At 62.8% G+C, this 16,953-nt stretch carries 13 protein-coding genes, 1 tRNA gene and 1 other annotated feature; of the genes, 6 read left to right on the top strand and 8 right to left on the bottom strand.

Going from position 1 to position 16,953, the window contains the following annotated elements:
- Positions 1 to 69 precede the first annotated feature (69 nt).
- On the bottom strand, positions 70 to 1,545 hold the full coding sequence (locus PVW27_RS00460; RefSeq protein ID WP_432762061.1) for an aminotransferase class V-fold PLP-dependent enzyme: 1,476 nt from the start codon (positions 1,543 to 1,545) through the stop codon (positions 70 to 72).
- A 102-nt stretch (positions 1,546 to 1,647) separates the two neighbouring features.
- On the opposite strand from PVW27_RS00460, the gene PVW27_RS00465 reads away from it, so the two are divergent.
- On the top strand, positions 1,648 to 2,112 hold the full coding sequence (locus PVW27_RS00465; protein ID WP_274554526.1) for an Lrp/AsnC family transcriptional regulator: 465 nt from the start codon (positions 1,648 to 1,650) through the stop codon (positions 2,110 to 2,112).
- Here the strand turns inward: PVW27_RS00465 and PVW27_RS00470 are convergent.
- From PVW27_RS00470 to PVW27_RS00490, 5 genes are all read right to left on the bottom strand, one after another.
- Positions 2,109 to 3,290 carry a YbfB/YjiJ family MFS transporter gene (locus PVW27_RS00470; protein WP_274554527.1) on the bottom strand — a complete coding sequence of 394 codons (1,182 nt, stop codon included), beginning with the start codon at positions 3,288 to 3,290 and terminating at the stop codon, positions 2,109 to 2,111. The genes PVW27_RS00465 and PVW27_RS00470 overlap by 4 nt on opposite strands.
- Positions 3,291 to 3,434: 144 nt before the next feature.
- Positions 3,435 to 4,289: a universal stress protein gene (locus PVW27_RS00475; RefSeq protein ID WP_274554528.1), complete on the bottom strand. Its 855-nt coding sequence runs from the start codon at positions 4,287 to 4,289 to the stop codon at positions 3,435 to 3,437.
- A 13-nt stretch (positions 4,290 to 4,302) separates the two neighbouring features.
- Positions 4,303 to 5,793, bottom strand: a complete 1,491-nt coding sequence (locus tag PVW27_RS00480; RefSeq protein ID WP_274554529.1) for a SulP family inorganic anion transporter — start codon at positions 5,791 to 5,793, stop codon at positions 4,303 to 4,305.
- Positions 5,794 to 5,863: 70 nt separating this feature from the next.
- Positions 5,864 to 5,921, bottom strand: a sequence feature (sul1 is cis-regulatory element that is thought to sense ions involved in sulfur or methionine metabolism; They are found in Alphaproteobacteria).
- A gap of 102 nt (positions 5,922 to 6,023) precedes the next feature.
- Positions 6,024 to 7,340, bottom strand: a complete 1,317-nt coding sequence (locus tag PVW27_RS00485; protein WP_274554530.1) for a TadE/TadG family type IV pilus assembly protein — start codon at positions 7,338 to 7,340, stop codon at positions 6,024 to 6,026.
- Between the two features lie 3 nt (positions 7,341 to 7,343).
- On the bottom strand, positions 7,344 to 7,838 hold the full coding sequence (locus PVW27_RS00490) for a TadE/TadG family type IV pilus assembly protein (protein WP_274554531.1): 495 nt from the start codon (positions 7,836 to 7,838) through the stop codon (positions 7,344 to 7,346).
- A gap of 469 nt (positions 7,839 to 8,307) precedes the next feature.
- On the opposite strand from PVW27_RS00490, the gene PVW27_RS00495 reads away from it, so the two are divergent.
- From PVW27_RS00495 to PVW27_RS00515, 5 genes are all read left to right on the top strand, one after another.
- Positions 8,308 to 8,958 (top strand): ABC transporter ATP-binding protein, encoded by a 651-nt coding sequence (locus PVW27_RS00495; RefSeq protein ID WP_274554533.1) that lies wholly within the window; start codon positions 8,308 to 8,310, stop codon positions 8,956 to 8,958.
- Positions 8,955 to 11,342 (top strand): FtsX-like permease family protein, encoded by a 2,388-nt coding sequence (locus PVW27_RS00500; protein WP_274554534.1) that lies wholly within the window; start codon positions 8,955 to 8,957, stop codon positions 11,340 to 11,342. The genes PVW27_RS00495 and PVW27_RS00500 overlap by 4 nt, the downstream gene beginning before the upstream one ends.
- Positions 11,332 to 12,369 carry a lipocalin-like domain-containing protein gene (locus PVW27_RS00505; protein ID WP_274554536.1) on the top strand — a complete coding sequence of 346 codons (1,038 nt, stop codon included), beginning with the start codon at positions 11,332 to 11,334 and terminating at the stop codon, positions 12,367 to 12,369. Before PVW27_RS00500 ends, PVW27_RS00505 begins: the two co-directional genes overlap by 11 nt.
- Positions 12,359 to 12,928 carry a pyridoxamine 5'-phosphate oxidase family protein gene (locus tag PVW27_RS00510; protein ID WP_274554538.1) on the top strand — a complete coding sequence of 190 codons (570 nt, stop codon included), beginning with the start codon at positions 12,359 to 12,361 and terminating at the stop codon, positions 12,926 to 12,928. The genes PVW27_RS00505 and PVW27_RS00510 overlap by 11 nt, the downstream gene beginning before the upstream one ends.
- A 107-nt stretch (positions 12,929 to 13,035) precedes the next feature.
- On the top strand, positions 13,036 to 15,393 hold the full coding sequence (locus tag PVW27_RS00515; protein ID WP_274554539.1) for a Tex family protein: 2,358 nt from the start codon (positions 13,036 to 13,038) through the stop codon (positions 15,391 to 15,393).
- A gap of 68 nt (positions 15,394 to 15,461) precedes the next feature.
- Here PVW27_RS00515 and PVW27_RS00520 read toward each other — a convergent pair whose 3' ends face one another.
- Complete coding sequence (locus PVW27_RS00520; RefSeq protein ID WP_274554541.1) at positions 15,462 to 15,824, bottom strand: hypothetical protein; 363 nt, start codon at positions 15,822 to 15,824, stop codon at positions 15,462 to 15,464.
- A gap of 843 nt (positions 15,825 to 16,667) precedes the next feature.
- Positions 16,668 to 16,744 (bottom strand) — tRNA-Met (locus tag PVW27_RS00525).
- Between the last annotated feature and the right edge of the window lie 209 nt (positions 16,745 to 16,953).

A 16,953-nucleotide genomic window follows, 5' to 3' on the forward strand; every position in this document is an offset into this window, starting at 1 on the left:
TGTCCCCGCCGCGATCAAGGGGCCCAACGCGGTCGGACCAAAAAAGGAGTGACCATCCCATCCAGACGATCAGGCGGCTGGTTTCTGTCCTTTGGTCGTGTGGTGACGCGGAACGAAGATCGCACGGGATGTGTCGCAGGCATAGTCGCTGCCCAGTTCCGCCGCGTGGTCCGCCAGTGCGGCGACACTGTCCAGAATGAAGTCCACCTTGGCCTCGGTCATCAGCACACTCAGGTTCAGCCGGGTGAAGCCAGGTTTCGCCACCTCCTGCCCCGACATGATCGCCGCGCGCAGCCCGCTTGACGCGGCGGCGTCGATTCCCAAGAGGTCATGCACATAAGGCCCGGCACAGGCGCAGCCACCGCGCGCCTGTATGCCGTAGTGATCGCTCAGCATCCGTGTGACCAGTTGCTGATGCACATAGCCGCCCTGTCCGTCGCGGATGCGGAAAGACAGTATCGGGAGTCGGTCTGGCAAGGCCGGTCCCAACACGTCGATGCGTGGATGGTGTCGCCACCGCGCCTCGGCCCGCGCGATCAGGGCGCGGTTGCGCGCGGCAATTAGATCGGTGCCAATCACGTCCTTCACGACAAAGGCGAGCGCGGCGCGGATGTCACCGATCACGTCAGGGGTGCCCGCTTCCTCGCGCGCTTCAAGGCTGCTGCTGTAATCGTGACTGTCGGGCGAGACGAAACGCACCGTGCCGCCACCCGGCCATGTGGGAGAGTGGGTTCGCACCGCATCGCGGCGCAGGATCATGACGCCGGATGCGGCAGGCCCGCCGGTGAATTTGTGTGGCGAGGTCACGATGGCGTCGATGGGCGCATCCGGCGCAGGTGTCATGTGGATCGGCAGATAGGGGCCGCCGCCCGCGTAATCCCAGACCATCAGCGCACCTGCCGCCTTGACCTCACGGGTGATGGCTTCGACATCGGCCACGATCCCGGTGATGTTGGACGCGGCGGAGAAGGCACAGATCACGCGACCGGGGGCATCACGCATGGCTTGCGCAAGGGCGTCGCGGTCCGGGCCGCCTGTGGATGCTTCGGGCAGGGTCACGATCTCGGCCCCGCTTTCGCGCCACGGCAAGATGTTGGAGTGATGCTCATAGGGGCCGAGGATCACGCGGACAGGCGTTCTGCGATCATCCGCGCCCAGCAGCGCCACCAGACGATTGATCCCTGCCGTGGCCCCTGCCCCGCAGAAGATCACCGCATGTTCGGACCCTGCCCCGCAGGCCTGCGCAATGGTGGTCCGCGCCTCGGCCCGCAGGCGGGTCATGGCACTGCCGCAGAAGGACGCCTCGGTATGACTATTGGCGTAGAAGGGCAGCACATGCTCCATCACGAAGCGCTCCACCTGCATCAGCGCGCGGCCTGAAGCAGTGTAGTCGGCATAGACCAGCGGTTTCGGGCCGCAGGGGCCGTCAATCATGACGCCTTCACCGACCAGATCGGCACGCAGGTCGGCCAACCGGTCATCAGTCATCAGCGCGGCGCGAAACGCCTCGATCGGGGATGTGGTGATGCCTGTCAGGTCGCGCATGGGTCCTCCTGTTCGCTGGGGTGAGGGTAACGCACGGAAGGACGGGATTTATCCCAAATTTTTGGTTGTTGACCTGATATTATGTGTCATATGATCGAATTTATGGACCAAATTGATGATCTTGATCTGAAAATTCTGACCTGCCTGCAAAAGGACGCCTCGCTGTCGCAGCGCGAACTGGCGGATCGTGTCGGGCTTTCGCAGAATGCCTGCTGGCGGCGGCTGCAACGGCTCCAGTCGTCAGGGCTCATCAGCAATGCGCGGGTGACGGTGGATCTGTCGCGGCTGGGGATGGATTTGACCGTGTTTGTCATGATCCGCACCAGCCACCATTCGAAAGACTGGGCCGAGATCTTTGCCCGCCACGTCAAGAGCCTGCCCGAGGTGGTGGATTTCTACCGGATCGGGGGGGATTGGGACTATATGCTCAAGGTCGTCTGCCGGGGGATGCGCGGCTATGACCAGTTCTATCAGCGGCTCATCACCGGGTTCGATTTCACGACGGTGACGGGGTTGTTCTCTATGGAAGGAATCCTCGAGAACCGTCCACGCGATTTGTATCTTTAGGGGCGATCGTCCAGCGGCTTCTGCATCAGCGCCGCGAACGCGCCCAGCATCAGAAGTCCCGATGCAGCCAGCAGGCTGATGCCGATATTGCCGAAGAGGTCACCCACCAGCCCTGCGCCATAAGGACCCGCTGTCTGGGCCACGGCAAACACGACCGTAAACAGGCTGATCGCGCGGCCCCAGCTTTCTGCCGGCAGATTCTGGCGGGCGAAGTTCGTGACAGCCCCCGGCGCCATGAAGACCGACAGACCGAACACCACCGCCGAGATTAGCAGCACCGGCCCTTTGGGCAGAAGGACCGGCAGGGCTGAACCGATGGCGATCCCCGTGAGGATCATGGCCAGCGGCACGCCCGAGGCAAAACGTGCCAGTATGGGCCGCCAAACGAGGGGCGACAGGCAGATGCTGACGCCCAGGACCACCCAGACCAGCGCGATGAAGGGGGCGCTGGCCTGCTGTTCCGTCATCCATGCCGACAGGAAGGTGAGGTAGACGATATAGCCCAGCCCGAAGCCCGCATAGCCCAGCAGTTCCGGCAGCATCCGCCGGATCGGGAGCGGCACAGGCTTGCCTTGTTTCTGGACCGGCGCGCGCAGTTGGAACGCGGCCCAGAGGCCCAAGGGCACGAAAGACAGGCTCATGGCACCGATCACGATCCAGCCAAGCGGCCACGAGGCTGCCCCCCAAGCATCCAGCATCAGGGGCAGCGCCGCACCCGCGAGCACGATCCCCAAGCCTCCGCCCGATCCGAACAGGATCGCGATAGCCAATGCGTTGCGGCGTGGATCGCCTTGAAACAAGCCTGCCGCCAGCGCGCCCGCCGTGGAAAAGGACATGGCACCCACAACGCCCGCCGTGATGCGCCAGACCGTCTGCCACCACAGAGCGGCATGAAGCCCCGTCGCCAGCAAGGCCAGCGTGGTTGTGACAAGGCCGATGGCAAAGAGGCGCGTGGGCGGGATATGGCGGATCAGCGCCATGGTCAGCAGCGCCCCTGCGATATAGCCCAAGGCATTGGCGGTGTTCAGCCAACCCGCCTGCGCGTAGGTCCAGCCCATCTCGGATTTCATGGCGGGCAGGATCAGACCATAGGCGAAACGGGCGAAACCATTGGTCACGGTGACGCCCAGCGCCAGACCTGTCAGCACCAGCCATGGGCGGGCAAGCGGCGCGTTCATGCCCGCTGGCCCTGTGGGCAGGTTGATATGAGGGGACGGGTCTGCATCATCGGGCCAATGTCCTCTGGCCCTCCCGCATCGGGATGCCGTCGCCTGCAAGCTGCCAAGCCCTGCGCCAAGGTGCAAGCCCCTGCTTGGTCTGCCTTATCGCATCAGAACGACAGGCACCTTGCAGGAGCGGATCATCGCGGTGGTGGTGGAGCCGATGATCAGGCTGCGGATGCGGGAATGGCCGTAAGCGCCCATCACCAGCATGTCGAACCCTGCTTCATCCACCAGCTTGCCCAGTGCTGTTTCGGGCTGGCCCGGCAGGATGGATGTGTCTGCCGTCAGATCTGCGGCCTTAAGCAGGGCTTTGGCATCCTCAAGCCCCTTCGTGACCTCGGGCGAGGCGGTGCCGACCGTGGCGACATGAACCTCCAACCCTTGAAACAGCGGGCTGTTGGCAATGTGACCCACCGCCTTCATCGCCGATACGCCGCCGTCATAGGCGACCAGCACCTTTGAGATCGGCCGGAAGGCGCGAGAGGCCACGAAAACCGGTTTGTGGCTGGCGCGGACGATCCGTTCAAGGTTTGACCCCAGATGGCCCTTGGCGAAATCCGCCGCCTCGCCACGCTTGCCGATGATGATGACGCGGGCATCGGTTTCAACCTCGGCCACGGCCTCGACGATATCGCCGTGACGCAGGCGGGTGGTGACATCGCTCACACCGTGCTTTTCCAGAATGGCGCGGGCATCGTCCAGTATCGCGCGGCCTCGATGGCTGATGAGCTTGGCGCGCTGCGCGTCGAGTGCGGCCAATTCCTCCAGCAGCGCCGTGCGCGCACCCAGCTTGATCGTGCCGGAGTGATCCTGAGTCTGGGGCGCCTCGCGGCGGCCAAGGACGTGGATCAATTCCACCGGCGCACCCGTGCGTTGCGCGATCCACGCCGCGTGGTCGCAGACCGAGGCCGAATAGACCGAGCCATCCACCATTGCGATGATCTTCTGTGTCATGGTGCGTGCTCCCTCAATGCGCCATCAGCTTGTCCATCGCACCCGGCTTGTCGTGAATGGCAAGCTTGTCGACGATGGTTTCTGAAGCTTCGTTCATACCCACGATCTCGACCTCGGCCCCGTCGCGGCGGAACTTGAGCACAGCCATATCAAGCGCCTGCACGCTTGAGATATCCCAGATATGCGCGCGGCTGACGTCGATGGTCACCTTGTCCAACGCCTCCTTGAAGTCGAACGCGTTCATGAAATCCTCGACCGAGCCGTAGAACATCTGCCCTTCGATGACATAGGTGCGCTGCCGCCCATCCTTGGACATGGTCGAGGTGACCTTGAACAGTTGCGCGATTTTGCCGGCAAAGAAGATACCTGACAGCAGCACGCCGACCAGCACGCCGATGGCAAGGTTGTGGGTATAGACCACGGTCGCCACCGTCGCGATCATCACGATCGAGGACGAGCGCGGATGTGTCCGAAGCGCCTTGATCGAGGACCATGAGAAGGTGCCGATCGACACCATGATCATGATCGCCACAAGTGCGGGCATCGGGATCTGACTGACCAGATCGCCCAGAAACACGACAAGGATCAACAGAACCACTCCTGCGGTGAAGCAGGACAAGCGCCCGCGCCCGCCGGATTTGACGTTGATGATCGACTGGCCGATCATGGCGCAACCAGCCATGCCGCCGATGAAGCCCGTGGCGGTATTGGCAATGCCTTGGCCGATGCATTCCTGATTGCGGTTTGACTTGGTGTCGGTCAGGTCATCGACGATGTTCTGTGTCATCAGGCTTTCCAGCAGACCGACCACAGCCACCGCCACGGAATAGGGCAGGATGATCATCAGCGTCTCAAGCGTCAGCGGAATGTCGGGGATCAGGAACACTGGCAGCGTGTCCGGCAGCGCGCCCATGTCGCCCACGGTGCGCACATCCCAGCCGAACAGCAGGGTCAACGCGGTCAGGACGACAATGGTGACAAGCGGTGATGGCACGGCCTTTGTTAGCAGCGGAAAAAGGTAGATGATCGCCAGACCAGCCGCCACCAGCGCATAGGTCAGCCATGTGACGTTGCGGGGGTCCAGTTCTGGCAATTGCGCCATGAAGATCAGGATGGCCAGTGCGTTCACGAAACCCGTCATCACCGATTTCGACACATAGCGCATCACGAAACCCAGTCGCAGCAGACCCATCGCGATCTGGATCAGCCCCGCCAGCACCGTGGCCGCCAGCAGGTATTGCAGGCCGTGATCCTTGACCAATGTCACCATCAGCACCGCTGTGGCCGCCGTCGCGGCCGAGATCATGCCGGGCCGCCCACCCGTGATCGCCACCAGCACCGCGATGGAAAAACTGGCATAGAGCCCCACCTTTGGGTCGACGCCTGCGATGATGGAAAAGGCAATCGCTTCGGGGATCAGGGCCAGCGCCACGACAAGGCCCGCGATCAGGTCAGCGCGGACGTTGTCCGTCCATTGCGCGCGGTAGGCATCAAGTGAAATCATCTGCAATCCGTTCATCGTCGACCTGCACCGTTGCCCGATGCTGTCGATGGCCTTGGTCAGGGCGTGTTCGGTTTGTCCGGCGGATCGGCGGCCGGAAGAGCCACTCGGGGATTGCACCCAAGTCCATGTTCGCTGCGACGCGGCATATAGGGCCCGCGTGCGATTGCCAAGCCGAAAGGCGCGAACGACCCCGTCACAAGGACGGGGTCAGCCCGCGACCCTCGCGAAGATCACTGAACGAGACGGAAATACTCGGCCCGGAAACTGTCTTCCATGCCATCGCCGCAAAAGCCCATGGTCATGTTCGAGGTGCCGCTGATCGTGCCACCGGCAATGATCGACGCACCTTCGATCCCGTTGGCGTTGGCGGCAAAGGCCACATCGCCCTTGGCAATGATCTGCCCGCCATACATCCGCATGTCAGCCGCAAGATCGACCCCGCCAAGAGTCAGGATCTGCGCTCCGCCGCCATCCGCGCAACTGTCATTCTTGCCGATTTGCAGGGTAGAGGGCGCCGAGATGGATTTCGTACTGGTATTCGTCGTGGCGATGACAGCGTTTTCAAGCGTGGTGCCCTGCCCGAACTTGATCGGGCAATTGGTCACGACTGTCGTGTCCCGGATCACCACAGCATCATTGATGAACATGCTGCCCCCGCCGTTGCAGGTGACCACATAGGCCTTGCCGGGCAGGAACTCGCTACCGCCGACGGTCCTGCCGTCCAGCACCTCGACCACGCCCGATCCGACATATTCTGGACGGGTTTCGGCAGAGTTGGTCGCCAGATTGGCGATGATCTCGTCGAGTTTGTTCAAGACGCGGATGTGATAGCCGTTATCGCGCAGCGCCTCCTCGAGTCCCTGGTTCGTCTCGAAACCCGACCGGGGCAATTGCAGGTGATCCGTGTTCGGCATCGACACGATCGTGTCCTCGCCGAAATAGTTGTTTGAACTGACCTTCACATGATCGTTGGAATGGATACAGAAACCATTCTGGAAGGCGTTGTTGCTTTGGACATCGACCATCCCTCTGGCCACGAAACCTTCGCGGAAACAGGTCGGCTGATAGGTGACATAGACCGCCGCGCGCCTGAGATCGAAGGTATCGAAACCGATCATCCGCAGAAGGATGTTTTTCACGGCATTATCACGTTCGAGAATGCGGTAGGCACTGACCCGCACCGCCCCCTTGGCACCGGGGTCGGGCGTGAAGGTGCGCGTATCCGGGTCCCAGACGCCGAATTCGATATCCTGCGGCAGAAGCGCATTGCCATTACGCGCTACGGGCAGATTCACCGCAGCGATTTCCAGCGCCTTGGCGATGGCCTCCTCCTTGGTCTTGCGTTCGCGGGTGTAGAGTGCCGCGTGTGCCACGGCGTCCACGGTAACTTGAAGATGTGTCCGTCGCGCCATCGCCTTGTTGAAATCAACGGCGAGACCGCCGAGAACGGCTGAAATCAAGAAGAAGAACAGCGCCATGATGGTGGCGGTGCCGCTTTCATCCCTGATGACATCCCGCAGGACACGGCGCAGGCGTGAACGTTCCATGTCTCAGAACTCCACGATCTGCTGTGCGGAGACGACGATATTCGTGCCTTGGAAGAACTTGTGCAGCATGCCGAAGGGCATCAGCTGGGTCGCGGGGATGCTGAGGTTGGTGTAAATGATCCCATCCACAAGCTGCGAATTCACGGACGGCGTGACATTCAGATAGGCGATACGATCAATCACATATTGCTCTGCCGCCTCAAGCGAACTGATGCGTCCCACCGCAAATGAGCGGTTGCTGTCCTGAACGACCCGCAGGATCTGGGACTCGTTGAAGAACACCATCGAGATGTTCATCATCAGGGCCAGCACGAACACATAGATCGGAAGCCAGATCACACTTTCGATCGTATAGCTTCCCGCCTCACAGCGGGCAAAGCGATTCAGGGCGGCTTTGAACGTGTTGGACGTCCTAAGATTTGGTCCCGTGGCGAAGCAGACGCGTCCGTCACGCGTCTCGCCTCGCAGCGAACCGGGTGTCTTGGCTGAGATTCTCATTGGGTCCTCCGGTCAGAATCCTGGCGACATACTGGCACCGCAAACTCATCCCGCTAACCGGCATATGACTGACCTTGAATTGTGTTAAATGTTTGGCACCGCAAAGAAGCAGGCATGAATTGACGAAAAGAAAGCGGAATTTCCCATTATTTAAAGCGATTGAGAAATGTGTTTAAAAACAACATCCTCAATAATCCGCAGCAATTTGGCGCAATTCTATACTTAAGGATATATAGAATGGCTTTGTGAAATCGAATCATGACTTTTCCGGAATTGAAGCGAGTTTTCCTTGCCGGTTCCAACCAGGCCCCCGGCTTCCGACAACCAATGATCGGGCCGCACTCCGCCCACTAATGGCAAAACTGCCCCGTGCCGTGGTAGTGAGTTGAACTCACTGGCCAAACCTGCGCAGGTTGTCGCCCTTTTCAGTTGCTTGCCTTGGCTTATGTCCGGTGTCAGAGGTGACGATATGCTGTTGAACCTGCGCGATGTAACCAAGACCTATCCGGGAACCGAGGCGCCGGTTCTGCGTGGCGTGTCCTTCGATCTGGATCGCGGCGGGATGCTGGCGCTGACAGGCGAGTCCGGGTCGGGGAAAAGCACTCTTCTGCATCTGATCGGCGGACTGGATACGGCGGACAAGGGTGTGGTCGCGATCAATGGCACCGATCTGACACCGCTGGACGATGTCGGAAGAGCAGCGCTGCGGCGGGGCATCGTGGGTGTCATCTTTCAGCAATTCAACCTCATCCCCTCGCTCAACGTGGCTGCGAACATTGCCTTTCAGGCGCGGTTGGCCGGGCGGCATGATCCGGCGCGTGACCGGATCCTGACGGAACGTCTGGGGCTTTCGGATCATCTGCACAAATACCCCGAGCAACTGTCGGGCGGGCAACAGCAGCGCGTGGCGATTGCCCGGACGCTGTCACCACGCCCGGCCTTGGTTCTGGCGGACGAGCCGACGGGCAATCTGGACGAGGCGACCGCCGATGCCGTGCTGACGTTGCTGCGTGACTTGGTGGCAGAGACAGGCGCGGGCCTTATCCTTGTGACTCATTCGGAACGGCTGGCCGCGCTGATGCCGCGACGGTTGCATCTGCGCGCGGGGCTTTTGGCGTGACGGCTGCGATCCTGTCCGCGCTGGCCTCGCACTGGCGGCGAAACCCGATGCAATTGATGACGCTGCTTGCGGGTCTGGCCTTGGCGACTGCGCTATGGTCTGGGGTGCAAGCGATCAATGCCGAAGCGCGTGCCAGCTATGACGCCGCTGCCGCCACGCTGGGTGAAGGGCAATTCGCGCAGATCACGGCGCGCGACGGAGGCGCGATACCGCAAGCCACTTATGTGGCGTTGCGCCGCGTGGGATGGGCGGTGTCGCCGGTGATCGAAGGACGGCTGGAAGGCGTGCGACTGATCGGGCTGGAACCTTTGACCGCGCCCGGCGGTCTGGGACCGGTACGACTGGACGAAGGCGCGGATCTTGGGGCCTTTCTGTCGGGTGAGGGACAGATCCTTGCGCGCACAGAAACCTTGGCGCGCCTGTCGGACACCGGGGCACAAAAGGTCCCCTCGCCTGATGTCGCGCCCAATACGGCGCTGACGGATATCGGTCTGGCGCAGCGCCTTCTGGGCCGCGCAGGAGAGATTGATCGTCTGATCGTGGCCAACGTGCAGCCATTGACACGGGCATCACTGGCCCAAGTCGCCCCGGAGTTGGTTGAGAGCCCCCCTCCCGAGGGCGGCGATGTGGCCCGGCTGACCGACAGTTTCCATCTCAACCTCACGGCCTTTGGTCTTTTGTCCTTTGCCGTCGGGTTGTTCATCGTGCATGGCGCCATCGGTCTGGCCTTTGAGCAGCGCCGCCCGATGGTGCGGACGTTGCGTGCCTTGGGCGCGCCATTGCGGCGGCTGATCGCGCTGATGGCGGTCGAACTGGCGGTGCTGGCCTTGATTGCAGGACTGATCGGGGTGGGGCTTGGCTATGTCATCGCTGCGGCCCTGCTGCCCGATGTCGCGGCCACATTGCGCGGGCTTTACGGGGCGGATGTAGCGGGACAGTTGAGCCTGCGTCCGGCTTGGTGGCTGTCGGGTCTGGCTATCGCGATGGGCGGCACCGCCGTGGCGGCAGGCGGCGCGCTCTGGTCGCTGGCGCGGATGCCGCTGCTGAGTGGCGCGCATCCGCGGGCATGGGCCATGGGTCGCCAAAGCAGAAGCCAGGCGGTCGCGGCACTGGCCCTGTTGGGGCTGGCAGGGACGCTGGCGGTCTGGGGAGAAGGGTTGATGGCGGGGTTCACGATGCTGGGCGCTCTGTTGATCGGCGGCGCGCTGGCCCTGCCGCCGCTGTTGACGCAGGTGTTGCGATGGGCCGAACGCCTTTCCCAAGCCCCCATGGCGCAATGGTTCTGGGCTGACACAAGACAGCAGGTGCCGGGCCTGTCATTGGCGCTGATGGCGCTCTTGCTGGCCATGGCGGCGAATGTGGGCGTGTCGACCATGGTATCGTCCTTCCGGCTGACCTTCACGGGCTTTCTGGATCAGCGTCTGGCGTCCGAGCTGTATGTCACCGCCGCAGACACCGCGCAGGCCGAGGCGATCATCGCGGTCGCCGCGCGCGATGCGGATGCCATTCTGCCCCTGCTGTCCGCAGAGGTAACCTTGGCAGGGTTGCCCGCGCAGATCTATGGCGCGCGTGACCACGCCACCTACCGCGAGAACTGGCAGTTTCTTCAGGCAGTCCCGGCGGTCTGGGATGTGCTGGCGCGCGGCGAAGGCGTGCTGGTCAATGAACAACTCTATCGGCGTGCCGGGTTGGACCTGGGCATGATGGTGCCTGTCGGCGCAGGGCTGACCCTGCCGGTCCTTGGCGTCTATGGCGACTATGGCAATCCCATCGGTCAGGTCATCGTGACAGAAGATCTGTTCCGCAGCCAGTTTCCGCAGATCACGGCCCTGCGTTTCGGTCTGCGCAGCGATCCTGAGCGGGTCGAATCCCTGCGGGTATCCCTGCGAAATGAGGCGGATCTGCCGGATACCGCGATGGTTGATCAGGCGGCGCTCAAGGCGATGTCGCTGGCAGTCTTTGAACGCACCTTCACGGTGACCACCGCCCTGAACGTGTTGACCTTGGCGGTCGCAGGTTTCGCCATTCTCATGAGCCTTCTGACACTGGCCGCGATGCGCTTGCCACAACTGGCCCCGGTCTGGGCCTTGGGTCTGACCCGGCGCAGGCTGGCGGGGCTGGATCTGGTCCGCGCCATTGTGCTGGCGGCGCTGACAGGGGCGCTGGCCTTGCCGCTGGGTCTGGCGCTGGCCTGGGCGCTGCTCGCGGTCGTCAATGTCGAGGCGTTCGGCTGGCGCCTGCCCATGTATCTGTTTCCGCTGGATTATCTGAGGCTGGGTGCTCTGGCTTTGGTGGCGGCGGCATTGGCCGCGCTCTGGCCAGCGTGGCGCCTGTCCCACACTCCGCCCGCGCAACTGTTGGGGGTGTTCCGCCATGAACGCTAGGACCTTTATTCTTGCCATTCTGCTGCCGATGCAGGCCATGGCACAGGGCTTTGCCGGGCTTGGCGCTGCTGTCGAGGATTTCGCGGTCCCTGTCCCCGGCCGCGTGCTGGAGTTTCCTGTCGATCACGGCGCGCATCCCGCCTATCGCATCGAATGGTGGTATCTGACCGCCAACATGACCGGCCCCGACGGCACGCCCTACGGGTTGCAATGGACGCTGTTCCGCTCGGCCCTTGCCCCGCGCGATGGGCAGGGGTGGGAAACGCCGCAACTTTGGATGGGACATGCCGCCGTCACGACGCCAGAGGCGCATTTCGTGGCCGAACGGCTAGCACGCGGCGGCATTGGACAGGCCGGTGTGGAGGCTGATCCCTTCTCGGCCTGGATCGACGACTGGGTGATGGAGGGCCCGGATTTCGACAATCTGCGCCTGCGGGCTTCGGGGGCGGACTTTGCCTATGACGTGGCATTGCGCGCGACGGGGCCGCTGATCACGCATGGGCAGAACGGCTATTCCGTGAAATCCGCCGCCGGGCAGGCCAGCTATTACTACTCGCAGCCCTTTTTCGATCTGGCGGGGACGTTGACTCTGCCGGGTGGCGATATCCCCGTGACGGGGCAGGCATGGCTGGACCGGGAATGGTCTTCTCAACCCTTGGCCGCGGATCAGTCGGGCTGGGACTGGTTCTCTTTGTCCTTCGAGACGGGCGACAAGATGATGGGCTTTGTGCTGCGCGGCAGCACCGATTACACCGCCGCGACATGGATCAGCGCCGATGGGCAGGCGACCGCTTTTCCCGATGGGGCCTTTGTCGCCGCGCCGCAGGAATGGCATGAGGTGGCGGGACGCGAGGTGCCTGTGATATGGCGCGCGCGTCTGCCCGCCAGGGGTGTGGATGTGACGGTGACAGCCCTGAACCCCGGAGCATGGATGCAGACGTCCGTGCCTTACTGGGAGGGTCCGGTGACGATCAGCGGCAGCCATGAGGGTGTCGGCTATCTGGAGATGACAGGTTATGGTGACTGATCCGCATCCTTGGGCGGCCAGGTTGGACGGGCTGTTGGCGCAGGTCTGGGCGCGGCTGGTGCGGGGCGTCAACGACCGCCACGCGCCAGCGCGGCATCCTACCTTTGCCACCGTCTCGCCCCAGGGCTGGCCCGAGGCGCGGACGGTCGTGCTGCGCGCGGCTGATCCTGTGGCGGCGCTGCTTGAGGTGCATACCGATCTGCATTCGGCCAAGGTAGCGGCGTTGCGCGCCAATCCCCAAGCTGCGTTTCATGTGTGGGACGCCTCCGCGCATCTTCAGATCAGGCTTCAGAGCGAAGTGACGATCCTGTCGGGCGGGGCCGTGGCGGCGACATGGGCCAGGGTGCCCGATCCGTCACGGCAAAGCTATGGCACGTCACCCGCGCCGGGAACGCCCATTGCCGAGGCGCTGGCCTATGCCAAACCCGCCGATCCGGACAGTTTCGCCGTGCTTCGCTGCGCGGTGCAGGCGATGGATATCGTTCATCTTGGCCCGCAGCACCGTCGTGCGCGGTTTGATCGTGCGGATGGTTGGGCCGGGCAATGGCTGGCCCCATAGGCCCGCACTGATCCCGGCGATTTTCCCCGCTGGCCAATCTCGGCCACTTGGCGCGGGGCGGCGCAGCGATTATCACGGCTTTCCGGAACCATCGAAGGATCTTGCCAGTGACTGACACCGCCGACCGTATCGCCCGCAGTATCGCCGCCGAAATCGACGCCCGCCCCGCGCAGGTGACCGCTGCGGTGACCCTGCTGGACGGGGGCGCGACCGTGCCCTTCATCGCCCGCTATCGCAAGGAGGTGACGGGCGGGCTGGATGACACGCAGCTGCGCAATCTGGCGGACCGTCTGGCCTATCTGCGGGAACTGGAGGCGCGACGGGGTGTCATTCTTGGTTCAATCAAAGAGCAGGGCAAGCTGACGGATGCTTTGGCACGCGCCATTGCCGGGGCCGAGACAAAGGCCGCGCTGGAAGATATCTATCTGCCTTTCAAGCCAAAGCGGCGAACAAAGGCGATGATCGCCCGCGAGAACGGGCTGGAACCGCTGTTGCAGGCGATTTTGGCGGATCGCAACGTTCCCCCCGAGGCGCTGGCCGCAGGCTATTTGTCCGATGCCGTTCCCGGTGTGAAGGAAGCGCTGGACGGCGCGCGCGATATTCTGGTCGAGGATTTGAGCGAGAATGCAGCCCTTCTGGGCCGACTGCGGGATTTCATGCGAGCCGAAGCGCTGATCACCGCCAAGGTCGTGCCCGGCAAGGAAGACGCCGGCGCGAAGTTCTCGGACTATTTCGATCACTGCGAGGCTTGGGGCAAGATCCCCTCGCACCGCGCCCTTGCGATCCTGCGCGCCGCCAAGGAAGAAGTGGTGACCGTCGATATCGCACCCGATCCCGAAACCGGCGCGGCCCGTGCCGTCAACATGGTCGCGGCCGCCATTGGCATCAGCGGAGATGGTCCCGGCGACGACTGGCTGCGCAAGGCGGCGGGCTGGACATGGCGCGTGAAACTCAGCCTGTCGATGTATGTTGATCTGATGGGCGAATTGCGCCAACGCGCCCATGACGAGGCGATTGCGGTGTTTGCGCGCAACCTCAAGGACCTGCTGCTGGCGGCACCTGCTGGGCCAAGGCCGACGCTGGGTCTTGATCCCGGCATCCGCACGGGCGTGAAGGCGGCGGTTGTCGATGCGACGGGCAAACTGCTGGAAACGGCCACGCTGTATCCTTTTCAACCCAAGAACGATCTGCGCGGCGCACAGGCCACGATTGTCGAACTGATCCGCAAACACGGTGTGGAACTGGTCGCCATCGGAAACGGCACAGCCAGCCGGGAGACAGAAAAGCTGGTGGCGGAAACCCTGAAACTCTTGCCTCAAGCCGCCAAGCGCCCGTCCAGTGTCATCGTGTCCGAGGCGGGGGCGTCGGTCTATTCCGCCTCGGAACTGGCGGCGAAGGAGTTTCCCGATCTGGACGTCAGTTTGCGCGGAGCCGTATCCATCGCCCGCCGCCTGCAGGACCCGCTGGCGGAACTGGTGAAGATCACCCCGCAATCCATCGGCGTGGGGCAGTATCAGCATGACGTGGATCAGCGGCGGCTGACGCAGGCACTGGATGCTGTGGTGGAAGACGCCGTGAACGCCGTAGGGGTTGAATTGAACATGGCCTCGGCCCCGCTGCTGGCGCGGGTGGCGGGCGTGGGGGCGTCACTGGCACAGGCGATCGTGGCGCATCGGGATGCCCAGGGACCCTTTCCCTCGCGCAAGGCGCTGCTCAAGGTGGCGGGCCTTGGTCCCAAGGCGTTCGAGCAATGCGCAGGCTTCTTGCGTCTGCGCGACAGTGCCGAGCCGCTGGATGCGACCTCTGTCCATCCGGAAGCCTATGGCGTGGCGCGCCGGATCGTGCAGGCCTGCGGCCGCGACATTCGCGAGATCATGGGAGAGCCTGCTGCTCTGCGCGGTTTGCGCGCGGAACAGTTTGTCGATGACACCTTCGGCCTGCCCACGGTGCGCGACATCCTGTCTGAACTGGAAAAACCCGGTCGCGACCCAAGGCCCAGCTTTGTCACGGCCCGCTTTGCCGATGGGGTGGATGACATCAAGGATCTGCGCCCCGGCATGTTGCTGGAAGGCACGGTGACCAATGTCGCGGCCTTCGGGGCCTTCGTTGATATCGGGGTGCATCAGGACGGGCTGGTTCATGTCAGCCAGTTGGCCGACCGCTTCGTCAAGGACCCGCATGAGGTGGTCAAGGCCGGGGATGTGGTCAAGGTGCGCGTGACCGAGGTCGATATCCCCCGCAAACGGATCGGGCTATCCATGCGCAAGGATGCAGGGGCTGCAAGCACGTCCGGGGCTGAGCGCCCGGCTGCGAAAACCACCGCAGACGCCAAGGCGCCGCGCAAGTCGGCGCCGGGCGGCAAGGTGGGGCAACCGAAACCGTCGGAGCAAGCAGGCCGGTCTGCGCCTGACGCCAACAACGCGCTTGGCGCGGCCCTTCTGCAAGCGATGCGCGGCAAGACATAAGAACAGGGAGAACCCGCGCGACGCGTCAAGGACAGGTGGCGCGGGGATTGGCTTTCCGACAGCGAAGATCAGTCGCTTTGCGGCACCGGTGCGGTCTCGGTCGGTGCATCGGTTGCCGGTGCGTCGGCGGCTGGTGCGTCGGTGGCTGGTGCATCAGGAGTCTGCGTATCTGCTGCAGGAGCCTGCGCCGGATCACTTGCGGGCGTGTCCGTGGTCTCGACGCTGATGGATGTGTTGCCACCAGCGGGTTCTGCCGTGTCTGTGGTGATCTGTGATCCACCCAGAACCAGGTAGGCGATGACGGCGACCGCGACGATCACACCTCCCAGCAGGAACCACATCGTGCCACCACCGCCCGAGGGCTTGGGCGCGGTGCGGTTGATCGTTGTATGGGTGGTCGTCGAAGGTCTCTGCACTTTCGATTCGTCCATTGTCTTTCTCCTTCATGAGTGGCCGCAGTCACACGCTGTGAACGCCGCTGGCCAATGGCTGGGGTGTTGTGGACTGTCACTGTCGCCACGGATGTTGGCGGCTCGTATGGATTAACCATCTCGCATGCGCTCTGGTTCCACGCCCGGCAACAGATAGCGCTTGCTCGGCGGATCATCGCCGCTTGCATGCACCGCGCTGCGGACTGTGGGGTGATTGGTGGCCGTCTCGGGAACTGAACCCGTTTCATCCGCGTTAACTGAATGATCGTCGCCACGCCCCGGCGGTGAAGCAAACCACGCTGTGAACTCGATTCAGCCTAAGACGCCGGCGGGAGCTTTCCGGCCGGTCTCACCGGAGTGCTGATGACACGCAGTCAGAACGGAGCAAGAAATCAAATGAACCAGATCATTTATATCGTCGGCCTTGTGGTAATCGTCCTGTTTATCCTCGGGTTCCTGGGCCTGCGCTGAAGCGTTCAGGCGAAGTCCACTACGATCCGAGACAGCTTACCTTTTGACCGGCCCTCGCGATCCCCGGTCTTGATCATGCGCCGTTCGCACCCAAGGTGAGCGGCGCATGCCTTTTTTGACCCGACATCAGGCATCCTTTTTGCCGCGCTTGGCGTCTTGGACGGACAGCACTATCCCCTTTTCCGGATCATGATCGCGGCTGCATCGGTGTTTGCACTGATCTTGACTGTCCTGATGAACGCACCTGCATTCAAGAACGGTCCGGTTGCCCACGGCAGCCACGCCGTCTCGGCGGAAGCAATGCCCGCGCCTTATAGAGCGGACTGACCAGTATTGTGGCCCTATCCGTGGTCATCAACTGTAAGGAAAGCTTGGTAGCGGAGGAGGGACTCGAACCCCCGACACGCGGATTATGATTCCGCTGCTCTAACCAACTGAGCTACTCCGCCGAAGCGTGACGGGCTTTACGAAAGCACGGTTGGCCCGTCAAGGGCGAAACCGCATCTGCTGCGGTGAATCAGAAAAAACCGGCGCGGACCTGTCATCCCCGAACGCCGCTGCTTGACCATCAGGGGAGTGGCCCGGACGCACCTTTCTGGCGGACATGGCGGTTTCGTGATTGCTGAAATTTTCATCTTCGCGCCCTCTTTTCAGGCAA

The sequence above is a fragment of the Seohaeicola sp. 4SK31 genome (assembly GCF_028802875.1).
Lineage (GTDB): Bacteria > Pseudomonadota > Alphaproteobacteria > Rhodobacterales > Rhodobacteraceae > Seohaeicola.